This is a genomic window from Geodermatophilus sp. DSM 45219 (assembly GCF_900104025.1).
Lineage (GTDB): Bacteria > Actinomycetota > Actinomycetes > Mycobacteriales > Geodermatophilaceae > Geodermatophilus.
In genome coordinates, this window is sequence record NZ_FNIQ01000004.1 from 184,347 (window position 1) to 203,452 (window position 19,106).

The 19,106-nt window shown below is 71.8% G+C and carries 20 protein-coding genes; 16 read left to right on the forward strand and 4 right to left on the reverse strand.

Annotated features, from left to right (window positions below):
- Positions 1-47 precede the first annotated feature (47 nt).
- Positions 48-296, reverse strand: coding sequence for a DUF2188 domain-containing protein (locus BLR12_RS13830; protein WP_091379064.1), 249 nt, complete (start codon positions 294-296; stop codon positions 48-50).
- Between the two features lie 107 nt (positions 297-403).
- Between BLR12_RS13830 and BLR12_RS13835 the strand changes: the two genes are divergently transcribed.
- From BLR12_RS13835 to BLR12_RS13900, 14 genes are all read left to right on the forward strand, one after another.
- Complete coding sequence (locus BLR12_RS13835; RefSeq protein WP_176832513.1) at positions 404-799, forward strand: antitoxin Xre/MbcA/ParS toxin-binding domain-containing protein; 396 nt, start codon at positions 404-406, stop codon at positions 797-799.
- Between the two features lie 62 nt (positions 800-861).
- Positions 862-1,575, forward strand: a complete 714-nt coding sequence (locus BLR12_RS13840) for an RES domain-containing protein (RefSeq protein ID WP_176832514.1) — start codon at positions 862-864, stop codon at positions 1,573-1,575.
- Between the two features lie 438 nt (positions 1,576-2,013).
- Positions 2,014-2,859, forward strand: a complete 846-nt coding sequence (locus BLR12_RS13845; protein WP_255363495.1) for a hypothetical protein — start codon at positions 2,014-2,016, stop codon at positions 2,857-2,859.
- Complete coding sequence (locus BLR12_RS13850; protein ID WP_091379074.1) at positions 2,856-3,230, forward strand: hypothetical protein; 375 nt, start codon at positions 2,856-2,858, stop codon at positions 3,228-3,230. Before BLR12_RS13845 ends, BLR12_RS13850 begins: the two co-directional genes overlap by 4 nt.
- 62 nt (positions 3,231-3,292) lie before the next feature.
- Complete coding sequence (locus tag BLR12_RS13855; RefSeq protein ID WP_369803444.1) at positions 3,293-4,039, forward strand: hypothetical protein; 747 nt, start codon at positions 3,293-3,295, stop codon at positions 4,037-4,039.
- 40 nt (positions 4,040-4,079) lie between these two features.
- The gene (locus BLR12_RS13860) at positions 4,080-5,630 is read left to right on the forward strand and encodes a hypothetical protein (protein ID WP_255363496.1); all 1,551 of its coding nucleotides are present in this window, start codon (positions 4,080-4,082) and stop codon (positions 5,628-5,630) included.
- Positions 5,627-7,141: an SCO6880 family protein gene (locus BLR12_RS13865; protein WP_369803445.1), complete on the forward strand. Its 1,515-nt coding sequence runs from the start codon at positions 5,627-5,629 to the stop codon at positions 7,139-7,141. Before BLR12_RS13860 ends, BLR12_RS13865 begins: the two co-directional genes overlap by 4 nt.
- Positions 7,138-8,646, forward strand: a complete 1,509-nt coding sequence (locus BLR12_RS13870) for an ATP-binding protein (RefSeq protein WP_091379080.1) — start codon at positions 7,138-7,140, stop codon at positions 8,644-8,646. The genes BLR12_RS13865 and BLR12_RS13870 overlap by 4 nt, the downstream gene beginning before the upstream one ends.
- Positions 8,643-9,812, forward strand: a complete 1,170-nt coding sequence (locus tag BLR12_RS13875; protein ID WP_255363497.1) for a M23 family metallopeptidase — start codon at positions 8,643-8,645, stop codon at positions 9,810-9,812. Before BLR12_RS13870 ends, BLR12_RS13875 begins: the two co-directional genes overlap by 4 nt.
- A 58-nt stretch (positions 9,813-9,870) precedes the next feature.
- Positions 9,871-11,775, forward strand: a complete 1,905-nt coding sequence (locus tag BLR12_RS13880; protein ID WP_091379083.1) for a type IV secretory system conjugative DNA transfer family protein — start codon at positions 9,871-9,873, stop codon at positions 11,773-11,775.
- Positions 11,772-12,329, forward strand: a complete 558-nt coding sequence (locus tag BLR12_RS13885) for a hypothetical protein (RefSeq protein WP_176832515.1) — start codon at positions 11,772-11,774, stop codon at positions 12,327-12,329. Before BLR12_RS13880 ends, BLR12_RS13885 begins: the two co-directional genes overlap by 4 nt.
- Positions 12,329-12,886, forward strand: a complete 558-nt coding sequence (locus BLR12_RS13890; RefSeq protein WP_091379920.1) for a hypothetical protein — start codon at positions 12,329-12,331, stop codon at positions 12,884-12,886. Before BLR12_RS13885 ends, BLR12_RS13890 begins: the two co-directional genes overlap by 1 nt.
- A 15-nt stretch (positions 12,887-12,901) precedes the next feature.
- Positions 12,902-13,198, forward strand: coding sequence for a hypothetical protein (locus BLR12_RS13895; protein WP_091379087.1), 297 nt, complete (start codon positions 12,902-12,904; stop codon positions 13,196-13,198).
- Positions 13,199-13,201: 3 nt separating this feature from the next.
- Complete coding sequence (locus BLR12_RS13900; RefSeq protein ID WP_091379090.1) at positions 13,202-14,518, forward strand: hypothetical protein; 1,317 nt, start codon at positions 13,202-13,204, stop codon at positions 14,516-14,518.
- Positions 14,519-14,607: 89 nt separating this feature from the next.
- Here the strand turns inward: BLR12_RS13900 and BLR12_RS13905 are convergent, their stop codons facing one another.
- From BLR12_RS13905 to BLR12_RS13915, 3 genes are all read right to left on the reverse strand, one after another.
- The gene (locus tag BLR12_RS13905) at positions 14,608-15,012 is read right to left on the reverse strand and encodes a hypothetical protein (protein ID WP_091379093.1); all 405 of its coding nucleotides are present in this window, start codon (positions 15,010-15,012) and stop codon (positions 14,608-14,610) included.
- On the reverse strand, positions 15,000-16,076 hold the full coding sequence (locus BLR12_RS13910) for a hypothetical protein (protein WP_143018777.1): 1,077 nt from the start codon (positions 16,074-16,076) through the stop codon (positions 15,000-15,002). Before BLR12_RS13910 ends, BLR12_RS13905 begins: the two co-directional genes overlap by 13 nt.
- A 216-nt stretch (positions 16,077-16,292) precedes the next feature.
- On the reverse strand, positions 16,293-17,012 hold the full coding sequence (locus BLR12_RS13915) for a hypothetical protein (protein WP_091379097.1): 720 nt from the start codon (positions 17,010-17,012) through the stop codon (positions 16,293-16,295).
- A gap of 129 nt (positions 17,013-17,141) precedes the next feature.
- Here BLR12_RS13915 and BLR12_RS13920 point away from each other — a divergent pair, with 129 nt between their 5' ends.
- Together BLR12_RS13920 and BLR12_RS13925 are read left to right on the forward strand one after the other, a co-directional pair.
- Positions 17,142-17,978, forward strand: coding sequence for a TIGR02391 family protein (locus BLR12_RS13920; protein WP_218120667.1), 837 nt, complete (start codon positions 17,142-17,144; stop codon positions 17,976-17,978).
- A 177-nt stretch (positions 17,979-18,155) separates the two neighbouring features.
- Entirely contained in the window at positions 18,156-19,067 is a 912-nt protein-coding gene (locus tag BLR12_RS13925; protein ID WP_091379099.1) for an abortive infection family protein, read from the forward strand.
- Positions 19,068-19,106 lie beyond the last annotated feature (39 nt).

Consider the following 19,106-nt stretch of genomic DNA (forward strand, 5'->3'; position numbering starts at 1 on the left):
CCGCGAGGAACGGGACCAGTGAGGTCAGCGCTTGTCGCCCACCGAGGTCAGCGCTTGTCGCGTGGGGGGTTCGGGTCCCGGCCAGGAGCGATGGTGTCCGAATCACGGATCCGCCCATCACGGCCATGGATGCGCACCTCTCCGCCGCCGGCCTTGTGCACTTGCGCTCGAGCCTTACTGATGGCGGCGCTCTGAGTCGCCTCGTGCCCGGCTGCCCGGGTGCTGCCGGGCTTCTTGACGTCCCAGCCACCCTTTGGGCTGGGCACGACGTGACGGTTGTTGCTGCTCTTGGCCATGAGTCCTCCTGACGAGGGGCCCGCAAGCACCCTGACGCGCGGGACGATGCGCGTAAAATGTAGGCTAAATGCGGCTGTATTGCGAGGGTGATTGCGAGGGTGCAGGCGTGTCCAGAGCTGAACTGGTGCAGAGAGCACTGGAGGCTGCCTACAAGGGGTCGGTGAGCCAGACGGCGGCAGTCAAGCTCACCTACCTGCAGAAAACCCTGGGGCGGCGATTGACCGCTGCAGCTCTGGGGGTCAAGGACACGCGCACGGTGCAGAGCTGGGAACGCGGAGGACCGATCCGCGGCGGAGACGACCAGGAGCACCGCATCCAGGCGCTGTTTCGGGCCACGTACGCCGTGACCGAGGTGTTCGGTCCGGCAGTGGCGGCGGCGTTCCTGCGAGGGAGCAACCCTGCACTGGATGGGAAGGCTCCGCTGCTCGTCCTGGCCGACGAGCAGCCGGGTGAGGCTGAGGAGCGCGTGATGAGAGCAGTCGACGCACTGCTTGAGGCATGAGGCTGCCCTCCAGACGTCCATCTGCTCGCACGACGCCGCTCCCTACCGCGGGTGTCATCCGGGTGGCCTTCGAGCCGGGTCAGTTGCCGACGCCACGGGACGCCGTGGGGCCCAACCGGTTCGACGACCCCCGGCCCAGGACGATGGACCGCTACGTCGTCCGGTACACCGGGCGGTCCCTGCGGGGATGCTTGCTCGAACTACTCGCATGGCTGCGGCCAGACCCTGCAGCCCTGATGCGGGAGGCCCAGGTCGTCGATGACGCGGACCTGGGGGATGAGGGCCAGGCAATGCTGGCGGCCCAGGAGGTGGAGGCGCGAGCCGTCGCTGATTTCCTGGACGGTCGTCAGGTAGGTCTCCTGGAGGTCGAGGGGCTGGTCGCGCTGTCGATCAATGACCCGGGCCTACAGGCTGAGCTCGACCGCGAGCCAGCCGTACGCGCTCTGCTGGACAGCCCGGAGGGCCAAGCGGCCCTGGGCGGAGGGCGGCAGAAGGCGCACCTGGACGAGGCAGCCGTGCGTCTGTCTACTGACCTCGGGCGAGACCTCACCCGCGCCTGCTCCCTCGCCATCCGGGACCGCGACGACCGGCCCGACGCCATCCATTACCGCAGCCGCCATGACGACGCTGAAGACTGCTGGGCCATCTACGACCACGCCCCAGTCCAGTTGGTCCAGGCAACTGCCCTCGATCCCGCCGACGTGGACCACCGAGAGGCGCTCGTGAGCGTCGCCAGCCTTTGGCAGCTCGCGCTACCCCAGCAGTGGATGGGCTGACAGCGGCTCCTTGGCTGGCCTGCTGTTGGCGGGGTGGGACGCCGCGGGATGGAAGTAGCCTCCGGACCTACCGGCCTTCCACCCGACCGCCGACGGCAGCGCCCCGCTCGTGGAGCGCGCTGAACGGCCCCGAACCGGGCGGCATCATCCACCGGCCCCCGGCACGCGTTCTCCGCTATTCCTCCAGTAGTTCTCCGGTGCGGACGTCTCCGCCCGCAGCAGGGTGCACCGACACCCACAACGCCGCCAGAGGTTGCGTGCTTCGACCGGCTGGAGGGCCACTGGGGATTGGGTCGCCACCGTCGGCGCATGCAGACGACAGCTCCACGACGGGGATCGAGGCGGGGCCGACCGAGCCCTGACGCGCCGCTGTCGGCGGCGACGGCGCCCACCCGCCCCACCGATCCTCACGCGGCACGGTCGATGACCGTGCCCGCCATGCGCGCGGCCGTCGTGGCCATCCGCTCGGGGTTCTTCGACGACGTCACCGACGACGTCCTCGCCCACGGAGATCAGGCGTTCGGGGCCGCGGTGCCCAGCAGTGCCGGCCAACCGGATCGCTCGCACGCCCCGTGGACGCGAGCGGGCATCGACGGCCGTGCCGTCCTGGTCGTGGCCGGTCACGCCGGGGCCGGTGCTTCCACCGTTGCGTTGGCGCTGGCCGAGGGGCTGGCGGAGAACCGGCGGGTGCAGCTGGTCGACTACTCCGAGCCGGCCCGGTCGGGACTGTCGGCCGCCCCGACCATCGAATTGGGCACCGACGCCGCCGGGTGGCGGTGCGGTCGCCGCGGTCGACTCGATCTCGTCCGGCTCGCTCAGCACCCAGCCGACGGAGCGCTGCCACGGCCCCCGGAGGCCGCAGACGCCACGGTGGTGGTCGACGCGGGTTGGTCGACGACCTGTGCGCTGCTCGACTCGCCCGGGTCGCTAGTCGGCTGCGCTCTGGTGGTCGTCATCCGGCTCACGGTTCCAGCGGTCCGGGAGGCCGAGCATGTCCTGGCGGCCGTCGGCGGGGAGGCTGCGGTCGCGGCGGTGGGCCCGGCGCGATGGCCACGGCTGGTGGAGGCCAGCTGCGGTCCCCGGCTCCGGAAGGCGCGGTCGACGGGGCGAGTGGTCTCGGTGCCGCTCGACCGGCGTCTGCAGATTGCCGGGCTGACCGGGGATCGGCTACCGAAATCGGTGGCCGCCGCCGGCCGGGCGCTGGCAGAGCTCGTGGCCCCGGCGGCCCCATCTCGGCACCGGCTCCCGGCAGTGCGGACCAGGCGAGCCGGAGCAAACCGATGACGGTCGGGCACGGGGCCTCGGCGGTACGGGCAGCTTCGACCGTCGCGCTCGTCGTCGCCGGGCTGGTGGTGCTGAACAGCGGACCGGCCACGGCGGCGCCGGAGATCACCGCGGCGGTCTGCCCCGCCGCACCGCCGGGAATGCAGGGCTTCGCCGACGACGTCACCGCCTGGGTGAAGTGGGGCGTGCTGGCGCTGATCGGCATCGGCGCGGTGGTGTCCCTGGGTTCGATTCTCGTCGGGCGGATCTTCTCCCATCCGCACGCCTCCCGGTACGGGGCGATGGGCGTCGCGGTGGTGGTGATGGTGGCCATCGCCTACACGGTCATCCTCGTCATTCTGGACTCGATCACCGGCAGCGGGTGCACCTGATGCGCCGCCGTGCCGAACGTCAGGTGGGGGAGACGTCGACGTGGGGACCGGCCCGTCTCCTCGTGCTGATCGCGGTCAGCGCGCTGGCGGTGCTGGCGGTGCTGGCCGGACTGGTGCTTGCGGTCGTCGGAGCACTGACCGGGGACCAGCGCGACGGCGCAGGCGCCGCACCACGGGCGGCCGCTCCCGCCACGGACCCGTCGCGGCAGGACGCGCTCGCCGCCGCGCCGATGCCGACCGCCGACCCGGACGCCGCGCTTCCGGGCCCGGTGTCGAATAAGGCCGCGGACGGTCTCGAGGTGCCCCGCGCCACCGGCGTCGGCCCGGCCGACGTGCCCACCGGCTTTCCCCGAACCCCGGAAGGCGCCCTGGCGCAGCTGGCGGCGATCGACGTGACGGCGATGCAGACCGGCTCGATGAACGGCGTGCGGCAGGTGATCGCCGAGTGGGCCGCGCCAGGTGGCCCCACCCCGCAGACCTGGTCCGGGGCGCATGGCATGGCCAGCCTGTTGTCGGCGGCGGGGCTGTCCGGTGCCGGGTCACCGCAGCTGGCCATCGTGGTCCGCCCGGTCATGGGACTGGTCAAGGGCACGGTCGGCGAGGACTTCGCGGTGGTGTGCGTGAACTTCGAGTTCACCGTCACCGTGGAGGAGACGTCGCGGATCGCGATCGCCGACTGCCAGCGCATGGCCTGGACCGGGGACCGGTGGGTGATCGGAGCGGGGGCGGAGCCCGCGCCGGCTCCGTCGGTCTGGCCGGGTACCGACGCGGCGCTCGCCGCCGGCTGGCGGGACCTGCGTCATGGCTAGGCCACGGCTCGGTCGAGGTGGCCGATCGCCGCGTCCGCTGATGCTGGTCGTCGCCCTGATGCTGGCGGTGGTGGGTTGGCTGGCGACTGCGGCTCCGGCCTCGGCTGACTCGACGGTCGTGGCGTTCCCCGCAGCTCCGGCGGCGGACGATGGCTCGCTGCCGTGCCTGCCGATCAACCCGTTCTGCGTGATCGGCGAGGCGGCCGGCGCGGTGGTGGCCGACGTGTGGGTCAGCGCCATGTTGTCACTCTGGGAGGCGGGGCTCTGGCTGCTGGGACTGGCCTTCTCGGTCATCGACGCCCTGGCGACCCCGGACCTCTCCGCCGACGGCCCGCTGGCCGGGATCTATCCGGTGACCTTCGGCATCGGCGCCACCGTCGCGGCACTGATGGCGCTCGTGCAGCTCGGGGCCGCGGCGGTGCGCCGGGACGGGCAGACCCTGGGCCGGCTGCTGATCGGGCTGGGGCAGTTCGGGCTGGTGTGGGTCGGCTACGTCGGCGTGGCGGCGCTGCTGGTCACCGGCGTCTCCGGACTGACCACCGCGCTGCTGCGCAGCCTGCTGGGCATCGACACCATGGCCGCCTTCGACCCGTCGATCAGCGTGGGCCGCGACCTGGTCGACGGAACGGTCGCCACCGTGCTCGGTGTCTCGTCGATCTTCCTGCTCGTACCCGCCAGCGTCGGCTACCTGCTCCTGATGCTGGTTCGCGAGGCAGCGCTGATCGTGCTGGCCGCGACCTCGGCGATCTCGGCAGGAGGACTGCTCGCGCAGTCGTCGAGCACCTGGTTCTGGCGCAGCCTGCGATGGTTCCTGGCCGCGCTGCTGGTCGCCCCGGTCGCCGTGCTCGTCCTCGGCGTCGGGGTGACCATCACCGAGGGAATCGTCACCGGGGCCGAGGAGACCAGCACCGAGGCCGCGATCGGGATGGCGGTGGTCGGCTGCCTGCTGATCCTGCTCGGCGCGATCTGCCCGCTGGCGCTGTTCCGGCTCCTGGCCTTCGTCGACCCGGGCACGTCGAGCGGGGCCGCGCTGCGCTCCTCTTTGGCCGCCTCCGGCGGAGTCGTGGGTGCACTGAGCAACCTCGGCGGCGGACGTGGTCGGGCCGCCGGCGCCGCAGTGGCCGCGGCCTCGGGTGGGGTGGCCGCCTCGGGAGCCGCGGCGCAGCTGGCCGGTGACCGCGCCCAGGGCGAGTCGACGGCGGACGCGACGACCAGTGGTCGCTTCGCCGGGGCACTCCGCGCACTGACCGCCGGTACCTCCACCGCCGGCCGGCTGGCGGCCGTCGTGGCTGCCTCGGCCGCCGACGTGCTCGCCGGCGCCGGCGTCGGCCACTCCGCGCCCTACTACGGGCAGCCGGTACCGAACGGGCCCCGGCTCGGGCGGCCGCCCGGCCGGGAGGACGGCTCCCGCTTGCTCGGCGGCACGACGTCCGGACCGCACGGGATTGACGGAGGCGACGGTCCGGTCGCCACGGCCTGGCCGGCTCAGCCCGTCAATAGCAGCGGGGTCGGCGAACCCGACGATACCGATCCGCCGACCCCGCGGATGCCGCGGACCGACGACGGACCTGGCGACGGCGGTGTGCGGTGAGCGCCGCCCGATACGGCGACTACGCCAAGGACGTCTCGGGCTGGTTCCTCGGGATGACCGGCGCCCAACTGGCTCTGGTCACCCTCGCCGGGGTTCCGGCGCTGCTCGCCCTCAACGCCCAGGCCTGGAGCTTGTTCGTCCTGTGGCTGCCGGTGTGGGCGCTGCTGGCCGCGGTGCTGCTGGTGCCGGTCCGCGGGCGCTCGGCCGGCCGCTGGCTGGTTGATCTCTTCCTGCACGCGATCGGAGCACTCATGGGATGGACGGTGTTCGGCTCCCGGGCCGTGTCCGGCACGGCCGACGACCTGGCCGAGGCGGATCTGCCGGGCGTCCTGGCCGGCATCCGCACCCACGACGGGCCGCCCTTCGGTCAGCTGTTCACCCGCCCGGTGATCGTGCAGAACTGCGCGGCCCGGACCTGGGCGGCCGTCGCGTCGATCACCCATCCCGGGATCGGCCTGGCCGAACCGGACGAGCGCAACCGGATGGGCGCCGGCTTGGCCGAGCTATGCGAACTCGCTGCCCGCACCGAGCTGGTCGACGTCCTGGCCCTGCAGGTACGTACCGTGCCCGACGACGGCACCGAGCGCGCGGCCTGGGAACGAGCCCACACCCGCGCGGACGCCGCACCCCTGGCCGCCCGGATCAACGCGCTCCTCGGGGCCACCCTCACCCCGGCCGCGGTGCGCACCGAGGCCTTCGTCACCGTGGTCGTCGGCGAGGCGCGGATGAGCCGCGCCGCGCGGGAGTCCGGCGGGGGTGTGGACGGCCGCGCCCGGGTCCTGCACGGTGTGATGGCCGAGGTGGAGGGGGCGCTTCGCGGAGCGGTCGGCTGCACCGCGGTCACCTGGCTGGACTCCGCTGCCCTCGCCGCCGCGGTCCGCACCGGCTTCGCCCCGGGTGAGCGCGGCCAGCTCATCGCCGCCGACCTGGCCGCCGCCGACGGCGCCCAGCTGACGACCGGGGTGCCGATGGCCGCCGCCGGCCCCAGCCACGCCCGGGCCGAGGTACGGCACTACGCGCACGACGCGTGGGCGTCGGTCACCGACACCGTCCTGCTTCCCGACTCGGGAGCGGTGCTCGGCGCGCTGGCCCCGGTGCTGGTGCCGACGGTGGCGGGGGAGCGGCGCTGCCTGACCGTCTTCCTGGCCCCGATGCCGCTGGACCGGGCCACCCGCCTGGTCGGCCGGGAGGAGATGAGTGCCACCACGGGCAACGAGCTGCGCGCCCGGATGGGCTTCCGGCAGCGGGCCCGGCAACGGCGCGACACCGAGCGGATAGGCGCGGCGGACGAGAAGCTCGCGGCCGGACGGGCACTGGTCCGCCCCGCCGTCGCCGCCTGCGTCACGGTCCCCGCGACGTGGCCGGTGGCCGAGCACGGCCGGCGACTGGATGCGTCCATCCGCGCTGCCGGCTACGTACCGCTGCGGCTGGACCTGGCGCAAGACTCCGGCTTCGCCGCCGCCGCCGTTCCCCTCGGCGTCGGTCTGCCCGACCGCCGGAGCCGACGGTGAACGGCCGCGGGACCCGCCGAGGTCGGGACGTCGCCGTCCTGCTCGACGACTTCGGCCACCGGCTGCCTCCTCAGCCTCCGGCGAATGCAGCACCGCGCGACCGGGGCCCGTTCACCCAGCTGGTGCCCCGCCGCGGAATCCGCGGGCGCGGCCGGGGCCGGGCGGCGGCGCTCGCCCCGCTGTCGGTGTGGCGGATGACATCGGAGCAGACGCCGGTGGTGTGGCCGCTGATCGCCACCTCCGGCCTGCCACCCACCGGCGCGCAGATGGGACTCGACCTGCTGTCGGGCGGCGCGTTCTACTGCGACCCCGTCGGGTGGGTCACCGACGACGACATCCCGGTCACCAACCCGAACGTCGTCGTCTTCGGCAAGCCCGGCCGCGGCAAATCGGCCACGGTCAAGGCCTTCGCGCTGCGCATGCTCGCCTACGGCTACCGCACCCTGGTCCTCGGCGACACCAAGGACGAGTACGAGCCGCTGTGCCGCGCGCTCGGCGTCGAGCCGTTCGTCATCGGCCACGGCCTGCCCGCCCGGGTCAACCCGCTGGCCTTCGGTCCGCTCGGGCACGGCTGGGAGCGACTCGACGCCGCCGAGGCCCGCCGCCGCGAGGCGCTCGTCTTCGCCCGGTGGCTCCTACTGCTCCGTGGGCTGGTCGCCTCCCAGGCGGTGCCGTTCGGCCCGGTGGAGGAGACCGCCGTCGGTGCGGCGCTGCGCCTGCTCACCGGATACCGCAGCGGAGCCACCCGGCTGACCGAGCCCACCATCCCGCAGCTCTGGCAGGCCTTGGACGAGCCTCCGCCGGAGCTGGTCAGCGGCTGCCGCTACGCCGACCGGCGGCACTTCCTCGACGCCACCCGAACGCTGCGCGACGCGCTCGGCTCCCTGGTCAAGGGCTCCCTGGCCGGGCTGTTCGACGACCACACGTCGATCGAGGTCGACTGGCGCGCCCCGATCCAGTCCCTGTCGCTGTCCCGCCTCGAGCCGCTCGGTGACCAGGCCGTCGGCATCGCGCTGACCTGCCTCAACTCCTGGGGTCAGGCGATGCGGGAGATCGCCGACCCAGGTGACCTGCGCATCGTCGTCCGCGACGAGACATGGCGGCAGATGCGCCTGGGCGCCGAGGCGATGAAGAGCCTGGACGCCAACCTGCGGCTGTCCCGCCGCGACGCCGACGTGCAGGTCCTGCTGGCCCACAAGCCGTCGGACATGCTCACCGCCGGCGACGCCACGTCCCAGGCGGTCGCCATCGCCCGCGACCTGCTGCACCTGTGCGACGTCAAGGTGCTGCACGGCCAGGACCAGGCCGTCGGCGACGAGCTGGGCAGCATGCTCGGCCTGACGCCGACCGCCCAGCGGCTGGTCACCGGCTGGGCGGTCGCCGGCAAGGGCCGGGCGCTGTGGCTGGTCGGGGACCGGGCGTTCAAGGTGCAGACCGTCCTCACCGGGCCGGAGCTGCGGCTGACCTACACCAACGAGGCGCTCGCCGCCGGAGGCCCGACGTGAGCGGGACGGCGGCGCGCATGGCGCACTCGTACGCGCGGGCGTGGCTGTGGCAGGCCGCCGCTCCTTGCGCCCTCCCGGTGTTCGCGGGGCTCACGCTGCTGCTGATCCCCCTCGCGGTCATCGGTGCTCACGAGGCGCCGACGCCGACCGCGTCCTCGGCCTGCTCGATCGGCGGCACCGGCGCCACCGTCGCCGGCATCGAGCTGGACGCCGTCCAGATGGGCCACGCGCAGACCATCGCCGACGTCGCCGCCGCGCGGGGGCTGGATGCGTACGCGGCCACGGTGGCGCTGGCCACGGCCTACCAGGAGTCCCGCATCCGGATGCTGGCCAACGACGGCAGCAGCCCCGAGCTCACCGGCGAGCAGGCCACGGTGACCGCCACCAGCCTGCAGTACCCGCACGACGGCCTCGGCTCCGACCACGACAGCGTCAACACCTTTCAGCAGCGCTGGCTCGCCGGCTGGGGCACCGTCGCCGAGCTGATGGACCCCGTCTACGCCGCCGAGGCCTTCTACGCCCGGCTGGTCGAGGTGCCCAACTGGCAGACCATCCCGCTCACGCAGGCGGCCCAGGCCGTGCAGATCTCCGCCGCCGGCGGCGCCTACGCCCGCTGGGCGCCGCTGGCCCGGGAGCTGACCGCCATGCTGTGGCCGACCGCCCGGGCCGCAGCGGCCGCCCCCGCCGGCGCAGCGCCCGCCGTCTGCCCGGGACTGCCGGTGGCCGCCGGGGCGTGGATCCGGCCCACCGCCGGCACGGTCACCTCCGGCTACGGGTCCCGCTGGGGAACGCTGCACGCCGGCGTGGACATAGCCGGCCCCCGCAACACGCCCGTCTACGCCGCCGCCGACGGCACCGTGCTCCGAGCCGAGTGCACCAGCGACTACTGCGACCGCGACGGCAGCCCGAGCCTGGCCGGCTACGGCAACCTCGTCGAGCTCGACCACGGCGGCGGGGTGACCACCCGCTACGGGCACCTCTCCGCCTACACGGTCACCGCGGGCCAGTACGTCGCCGCCGGAACGCTGGTCGGCTTCCAGGGCTCGACCGGCAACAGCACCGGTGTCCACCTGCACTTCGAGGTCCGCCAGGACGGCGTGCCGGTCGACCCCGGCCCGTGGCTGGCCGACCGCGGCGTCGACCTGCGCTCCTCCGATGCCGCATGAGCCGCCTGGACCTTAACGAGGGAGAAGCCATGCACCACGCGAACGCAGGCGGTCGGCGGTGAACGTCGGCCAGTCGCGGCCCGACGTCGGCCCGGCCAGCTGGGAGATCCCGCTCGCCGCCGTCCTGGTGTGGTTGACGGCCGCCGCGGTGCTGCTGCCGGCCGCCCGCGCAGCAGCGGCACTGCTGTCCGGCGGCGGCTGGGTGTGGCCGCACGGGTCGGCCGCCCTGGTCACCTCCGTCGGCGGCCTGCTCACCGCCGAGCCCACCGCCGGGCTGGACGCCGCGCAGACGGCGGCGCTGCCGCCGCCCGCGGTTGTCTACACCGCCATCGCCGGGTGCCTCGCACTCTTCCTGGCCGCCAGCGGGGGAGCGGCCTGGGCCGGGCACCGATGGCTGACCGGGCGATCGGGCATGGCCACCCGCAGCCAGGTCGCCGACGTGCTCGGCAGCGAGCGGCTGCGGCGGGTCGGACCCGTCGTCCGCCCCGATCTGTCCCCGGCTCGCCGGCCTCGCCGCGTCGTGAACACGGACGTGGGATGGCGGCTGGGCCACGCCGCCGTCCCCGCCGCCGGGCAGCTGTGGGTGCCCTTCGACCGCACGACCGGCGTCTACGGCCCGCAGGGGTCTGGCAAGACCCTCGACTTGCTCGCCCCTGCCCTGCTCGATGCGCCCGGCGCGGCGTTGGTCACCCTGACGAAGGCTGAGGACCTGCTACTCACCCTCGACGACCGCGCGGCCGGCGACCGCCCGGTCGCCGTGCTCGACCCCTTCGGCGCGGTTCCTGGACTGCCGGAGCTGGTATGGGACCCCGTCGCCGGCTGCGTGGATCCCATGACGGCCGAGCGCCGCGCCAAGGCCTTCACCGCCGGCACCGTTCCCGGTGCGGTCACCGGCGGCACCACCGACTCGGCGGCCCGCTTCTACGCCTTCGAAGCCGCCAAGGTGCTGCAGGGCTATCTGCACGCCGCTGCGCTGACCGGTCGCACCATCGAGGACGTCCTGGAGTGGGCCGCCCACCCTCAGGCGGCGACCCAGCCGGCCGACGTCCTGCGCGCTCATCCGCACGCCGCGCCCTTCTGGGACGGGCTGCTGCACGGTGCTCTCCACGGCGACCCGCGCACCGCCGGGAACACCGCCACCACGGTGCAGCAGGCGCTGACCCTGTTCTTCCAGGCCGACATCCGCCGCCGGTGCACTCCCGGGCCCGGTCGGCCGGCCACCGACATCGCCGCGCTGCTTGCCGCTGGCGGCACCGTCTACCTGCTCGGCCGTGAGGATCCCTACGCCTCGGCGGCCCCGCTGATGACGGCTCTGGCCGAGCACGTCCTCGACACCGCCCTGCAGCTGGCAGGCGACGCCCCGACGGGGCGGCTGTGCCCACCGCTGCTGGCCTGCCTGGACGAGCTGCCCTCCACCGCGCCGCTGCCCACTCTGCGCACCCGGATGGCCAACGACCGGGCCCTCGGGATCAGCTTCCTCTACGCCGCACAGACGTGGCGGCAGCTGGTGCTCATCTACGGCGAGGACGAGGCCCGCGCCCTGTTCGGGCTCACCAACGTGCTCGTCGCCTTCGGCGGCGGCAAGGACGGCGGCTTCTACCGCGATCTCTCCGAGCTGCTGGGCAGCACCCGGGTCCGGCGCACCTCCTACAGCTACCGGGGCGCCGGATGGTCCCGATCCACCCACGGCGAGACCGTGCCCGTGCTGCGCCCGGAAGAGATTCGCCAACTGCCGCCTGGCCGGGCTCTGGTCGTCGCGGAGAACGCCCCACCGCTGATCGCCGGGCTGACCCGCTGCCTCACCGGACGCCGCGGCGCGCAGCTGCTGGCAGCACAGGCCTCGGCCCGCGACCGTGTCGCTGCCGCCCGCGAGCACACCGTCAGCATGGTCGAGCGAACCGGTCGCGCGCACGCCGCTGCCGCCCGCGTGGGTCTCACCCCGGTCGAGCGGGGCCTTCGATGACAGATGTCGGACTGGCCGTGCGGTTCCCTCCGCCGCCGCGGGAGATCCGCCGGGCCTTCGAGCAGCTCCGTCAGGCCGAGGACGCCGGCCTCGAGCCCGCCGGCCTGCGGCTGCTGGACCGGCCCTGGGACCCGGCGACCTGCTCGGCTCCGGTGCGCACCCGGCTGTGGCCGTGGTTGGACGACGTGGCCGCCTGGCTCAACCACAGCTACGCCTGGCAGACCACGCAGGCCATTCCCTCGTGCTGGCCCGCCCACCCCCACCTCGTGCACGAACTCGCGGTCCTGGCCTGCCTGCGTGCGATCGCCGGCGACGCGGCGGCTCCGCACGCGCTGGAGGAGTGGCACCGCTACGCGCTGCCCGCCTTCCACGCCCGCCTGGCCGAGCGGCTCGGCATCGGCTGTCCACCCGGCCGGCACACCGACTGGCCCTCCCGCTCCTGGGCTGCCGAATACGACAGCCCGCAGGCGACCGCGACGCGTCGAGCGTTGTTCGACCGCGACCTCGGCGCCACCCGAACCGGCCACCGCCCCGAAGCGGCAGGAGGCGAGTGATGCTCAACGCCTCGCCGTCCGACCGCGGCGACTGGGTGTCGATGCTCGCCGGCGTGCGGATCAGCCGCGCGTGGATGGCCCGGAACACCCCGGACCTATTGGCCGCCTGGTGCGACGCCGCGACCGCCGAGGGCCGCCGCGCGATCGCCACGCGCATCCTGCAGATCGCCGCCGACCTGGAGAGCGAACCCGAGGACGGCGACGACGCAGCCCACGGCTCGGCCTGGCGGCAACTCGTGGCCCGAGTCGACGCCCGCCTCGTCTGCGGCCCGGACTGGCAGCCGCTGGCTGCAGCGCTCGCCCGTGCCGCGGCCGCCGGCTACGACGTGGGCGCTCGGCTGCCCGCGCTGGCCGCCGCCGCTCCGCTGCCCACCCGGCACCCGGCTCGCGAGCTGCACTGGCGGCTGCTCGATGACTGCGTCGCCGCCCTTCCCACGCGCGGCGCCACCGATCACCGCCCTTCGAGCGCACACAGCCCGGTCGGTCCTCCACAGATGTCCCCCAAGAGCCCTGCAGCCGACCGCGGCGACGCAAGCGTCAGCAGAGACAACCCCTGAGAAAGGACGTGCCCCATGGCCGCCGACACGGGCAGCGACCCGCTCGGCTACGCCGCCTCCCTGCTCGACGCCGTGGGCGCCGACAGGGAGCAGGTGCCGGCCGACATCGCACTGGAGTGCCTCTACGCCGCCGAACTCCTCGAGCTCGCCGGCGGACGCGCCCAACCCGTCCCGCTGATCGACGGCGACCCCGCCGCCAGCATCCGCGCAGCGATGGGCGCACTCGGCCTCCTCGACGAGCAGGCCTTCGCCAGCACGCATGTCCTCGACGCCGCGCGGGCCGCCCGCCACGCCCTGCGACGACTGGGCTGAACGGTGGTCACCACCCTGCGACAGCTGCTCGACGATCTCACCGATAGCGCCGGTGTACACCCCGCGGCGACGACCATCGAGGACGCCAGCGGAGCAGTGGCTCACCTGGGCCGGGCGCTGTCCGGACTGGCCGAAGACGGGCTTACCCCCGGCGACAGCCACCGGCAGCGCAACGTCACCGCGCTCGCGGCCGCCTGCATGACCGCCGGCCGACTGTGGCCGCACAGCGGCGGGCCGCTCACTGACCTCGCCGGCGCCGCCGCCGACCTCATCGGCCGCGACCGGTCCGTCATGGGCCGCTCCCACCGCTGGGCGGTCACCGTCGAGGTGGCCGAGGTCGCCGACCACTGCGCACGACTCGGTCGCCGTCTGCTGCCGGAGGCGGCAGCTCCGGAGCTGAATGTCGTCCGCCAGTGGGCCGCCACCATTGAGCGTGACGCGCAGGCCGATCCGCCGACCGCCGCGGCCTCCGTGGTGCTCGAGCGTCTGGTTCCCCTGCCTGGCCCGCCGTCAGGAAAGGCCGAGGTGACCGTCCTGGACGCTGCCGCAGGCCTCCTGGCTGCGCTGGACCGTGCACAGCGAGCCGACGACCTGACGTTGCGGGACTTCCGTGCCGCCGTCGCCGCCGCCGAGCTCACCAGTCGTCACGCCGCCGTCGCGGCGGGCATGACGGGAAGGGACGCCGGACCACCGCTGGTCGCTGGGCTCGCTTGGCAACTTGCCGGTCGCGCCAGCATGGTCTTCCACGACGGACGCCGAGGAGTGCCTGGTGACCCGGGAAGCGTCGTCGCGTCGGCGCAGGCGCTCGTCCGCGCCCTGCGCAACGAGATCGGCGCGCCCGCAGACATGGGCGAGCAGCACGGCCAGAAGACGCCCGCGGACGTGGCAGCTGCGGTCCAGGAGTCAGCGAATCAGATCCCAGTGCTCGCGGACCGGCTCACCGTGGCGGTCGAGCGCTGGTCCCGCACCGGCCAGCTGTTCGCGAACGCCCGAGACCTGCCCCCCATGGAAGCCATGCCCGAGGACCGCATACAGGCGGTAATCGCCGGAAGACACGTGCGGGCCAGCGGCGCCGACTTCGACGACCTCCGGCAGGTCGTCGGTCGGGCTGCCGATCTGTCGACAGGACTGGCCGATGCGCTGAACCGCGCCGCGGAGACAGGGGCAGTGGTGCAACGGCACCGAACCGACCGGCGGGACCGGGGAGCGAAGGTGCCGGGCGACGCCGAGCGCCTGCTCACTCGCGCCCACGCCGTCGACCGCGACAGCACGGGGACCCGGCTGCTCCATTCGCCGCGACAGATCCCACCCTCCCCATAGCCGATTCGCTGCGCTCCCGCCAGCGAGCGACTGTGCCGACGTCGAGCCGGAAGCTTCGGTCCAAGTCATCAACGCTGCCGTCCCACGACCTACTGCGAATGTGTGCCCATCTCAGCGAGAAACGCTTCAGCGAGCGCCGTCCATTCGTTTGGGGCTGCAGTGTCGGCCCAGATCTCGAGGTACTCCAGGGGAGTGAGTCCCCTGGGCTCGGTCGGTAATTCCTGGCTATGCAGGTCATGGAAGGGGCTGGTCCGCTTAAGCTGCCACAGCATTTCTCGGGCTTGAGAGCTGCGGCCATGGCCGCCGACCTGAAAGGCGGGGAATCGGTCAGGGGTCCGCTGCTGCGGGGGCCACTGGCGCCAGACGCGGTAGAAGGGCAGTTCCCAGTCGAGGTGGCTCCACCGCCAGGGCCCTCGGAAGCCACAGACGACGAGGCCGGCGATGAACCCTTCGGCCGTCGTGCGTAGTCGTTGCTGTTTGGTCATGGCTGCCACGGTCGAAGCTCCTGAATCGGTTTCGAGACAAGGGCCCGGAGGATTGCGTCCGGGTCATGGACGGTCGCTGCCAGCGCCGCGAAGCGCTGAATGTAGGCGGCATCGTCGACGTAGGGGTATTGGGCGTGGCGCCACGCCCCTAGTGCGCGGGTGAACGCGGATTTCACCGGGCAAGACGCGTCAGGCAGAAGCCTGTCCTCTAGCAATGCGTCGATCCCGTCCAGCAGCGCGTACTGCTCGGGTGACGGCGATCGGACGAAGGCGGTCCCGCGCCTGGCGGCCCCTTCGGCGCCGAGTTGGTCGATCAGGTCCAGGGCGGCCGGCCTGTGGACTTCCATCTCATCGATTTGTGCCCGGAGTAGGGCCACCTCTGTGAGCAGGTCGCGGGTACTCTGCCCAGGGGCGGCGACCGGAAGCGCCACCCGCTGCGTCGCATCGATTGCGCCCCGCCGAACGGCCAGCGAGATCGAACCGGGCGATTCATGCACATTGAGATAGCGGATGGCCTCGACGGCTCCGAGTTCCTGCTGGGTGATCTGTGCGGCCTCTGCATGGTTCTCATCGCGCCAGCCCGCTTCGACTGAGAGCCCCTCGCGCAGCCTGACACGGTAGATGTAGAACTGCGATCCGCCGTCGGCCTGGTTGTGCATCCGGCGCAGCATCGATTCGATAGCCGCTTCGTACGTTCCCAGGTGCAGGGCTTGGTTCTCGTAGCGTTCACGGGCTCGCTTCAGCCCGTCCGGGGACAGCAGCCGGGCGATGGGGCTTTTGGTCTCGGTCGGCATGGTATGAGTCCCGTAGGGCCAGTCGCCGTCGGTGCTCGTGTGATACCAGGCGGCGCGGCCCACCCATTGATCATCCAAGGCCGGATCCTCAGCGTCGCGCAGGGCGAAGACAGCAGGACCGAAATGGACGTCCGCGCCGCAGTGGGCACAGTCCATGTGGGCCTCGTTGATTTCGTGGTGGTAGTCGGAACTGGCTAAGGGCGAGGTGCCAGTGCACGACCGGCACGTCACCTTGTAGTCGTACGCGAACGAGACCGTTCGCTCTAGCAGGCCATCCATCTCTTGCATCCTCAACCTGCCCTCCGACACTTCCTCAAACGCTGGCTGTTGAGTACGGCCCGGCGGGCGGCCACGTCGGCTCTTGTGGGCGCCGAAGGCGGTTACAGCTCTGCGGCTAGGGATCAGCTCGGCCACGTCCTACGCCGGTCCCTGTTGGCGGGCATCCTCGGCGTCGGTGTGGCTACCCGAACCGTGCCGCTTCGTGCGCTTGACCAGTCAACTCAGCGATGGCGCGAGCGAACTCACCCACGGCACTCTCAGTGAGGACGAAAACCCGAGCCGGCTTCCCGCTACGTGGCCCCGCGACCACTGCCGCGCAGGAACTTCCTCGAGATGGACCTCCCCCTCGGCGTCCAGATGGCACGCAACCAGGCGGCCGCCGGTTACGACGACCGGGACGATGACGCAACCGCGACGATCCTGCCCCTGCCTCTCGAGGTACCACTTACGACGGCCTTCTGCGGCACTCAAGACCTGCCTCACCGCATCGCTGGCAGGGTTATGCGAGTCCTTGACATGCGCAGCCACGAGGTGGCTAGCAGTCCGAACCGCATCAAACGGTGGCTGACCGATCCACGACTCTCCCAGGGGCTCCGTGACGCCCAAAAAGGGGCCGTGGGCGAAGTAAACCCAATCTTCCAGTTCGGAGCCCTTCGCGATGGACTTATCGTAGAAGGCTACCCAGGGATCGTCGCGACCGCTCTTGCATTCGACGACAACCTCAACGGAAGCGGGAGTGTCGTTCAAGGCCTTCCAGCCGAATCGGGCGAGCACATCGCCCTCGCGCAAGATGCCACTAACGGCATCAGTGTACGAGAAGGATACGTCTACCGGTTTGGCGCCTCCTTCACGGAATGCACGCGCAATTCTCAGCTCGAAAGCATGCCCGCTCTTCTCCAGCCATTGCCGCACGCCGCCCAAAATGTCGTCGCCCATTGCCTTCAGTGTCGCCTGTAGTCGGTCGTTCTCCGAGAGGCTCGCCGGCTGCCGCGCGTTGCGCGCGGTACGCGCGCTAGGGCTCGTTGCGCGAAGGGTGCCGACAGCCGGATCCCCATACTGCGGTCGGTGACGGCTGACACGATGCGTCGCATGCTCAATCCGCCGGTGTACGACCTCGCCGTCACCGAGGCGATCTCGAACGTCCTCGCACAGACTGACTACCCCGGTCTGTCCGGAGGCGAGCTTGTCGCCGTCTTGAAGCACGCCAAGGTGTTCGAGTTCGAGGACGGCCCCAATAAGCGAACCCGGCTACTGCACACCCTGCACAACACCCAGGTCCGCCGCGGCGATGGTGCCACCCTTGTCGTGTTCCTGGCCGCGGCGATGGACCCGACCCGGTACGTGAACGACCACGTCCGCTTCCACAGCCTCCAGGCTCAGCTCAACGAGGTCTTGGTGCTCCACGGGCTCGGCGTCAACGACGCTGGGAAGCTAATGCGCGTGAAGCAGCGTGCGCGGACCTTGTCAGAGGCTGCCGAGCTCGCCGGCACACTCCACGCGGAGCTGCGCCGCCGCGGCTGCCACGAGCAGCTGCTCACTTTCTGTCGAGAAGAGCTCTTGGCCCAGTCGCTGTTCCACGCGCTCAGTGAGGCCGCGAAGTCCATCCCGGACCGCGTCCGCTCCACCACCGGCATCGCATTGGACGGCGCTGAACTCTACGACGAAGTCTTCGGCTCGAAGACCAAGTCACCACGGGTCACCATCAACGCGTTGGCGAGCCCGTCGCAGGAGAGCGAGCACAGGGGATTCAAGAGCCTGCTGCTCGGCGTGCATGGGCACTACCGCAATCCGCGCGCACACTCGACCCGTCTCGGCTCCGAGGAGGACCGGACCGACTTCCTCGACGCGTTCGCCCTCTTGTCGTACATCCACCGCCGTCTCGACCACGCCGACTTCGGCTGATCTCCGGCGTCAGCACCTTCTGAGGGCCAGGGTCGGGTGACGCGCCGGGTGCAGTCAGAGGTCACCGGGCACATTGGCCTTCGCGCCCTGGCGGCTAATGGTTCCTGATGAAGTCGTCCGCCGGTGGCTGGGAACGGTTCGGTACTGCTCGGCCACAGGTGAGACAATGACCCCGGCATGAACAAGAAGTCCGTCACCGACCTGACCCGCCGCAACATCTTCGACTACCTCACGATGGAGCGCGTGGCCTGGGCCGGGCGTCTTGAAGAGACTCAGTTCATCGTTCGAGTCTGGCCGAACGCGGCGGACCTGCCGTCGTACGACACCCGCTACGAGAACGCCCTTGGCGACATCCATCAGCACCGCATCAACAACTACGACTGGGACGACGATTGGGTGTTCGGCGACGTCCGGTTCAACCTCGCCGGTGGGTCCGACGAGCAGTTCGTGGCCTTCTTGTGCGAGATGGTCCACCCGGTCGTCCGGTCAGACGAGGACGAGGTTACGAAGCTCGTCGCCGAGTTCAACCGCCAGTTGCGCCCGGACGGCTACCAGCTGAAGCCTGCGACCTATCTGAGCGGCAAGCCCATCTACGCCGGCACGCGGATCACCGCCAGCCACAGCCCGGCAACCGCGCTCCGGCTCCCGACCCGCACCCTGCTTGACGACCACTCCGCGCTGATGGACCATCTCGACGCGATCGAGCGCGACCTCGCATCCGACCCCGCTGGCGCTATCGCGAGCGCGAAGGAGCTCGTCGAATCGATGTACAAGCTCATCCTCGACAAGCGCGGCATCGCCCACGGGACTGAGGATCTCCCCAAGTTGTACAAGAAGGTCGCCGCAGAACTTGGCCTAGCCAGAGAGTCGGTACCCGACAGCGCCAAGGGCAGCGAGGCCGCCCACAAAGTTCTCGGCGCACTGAACACGACCGTGTTCGGCCTCGCGGAGCTGCGAAACCAAATCGGTCGCGGGCATGGGCGTTCCACCGCCAGTCCGGCGCTCGAACGGCACGGCCGACTGGCGTTCAACGCCGCTGTCGCCCTGACCGAGTTCCTGTATGACACCCTCCAAGATCGCGAATCCTGACAGGCGGGTTCCTCGCTGTTCACCATTCGCCGGGCGAAC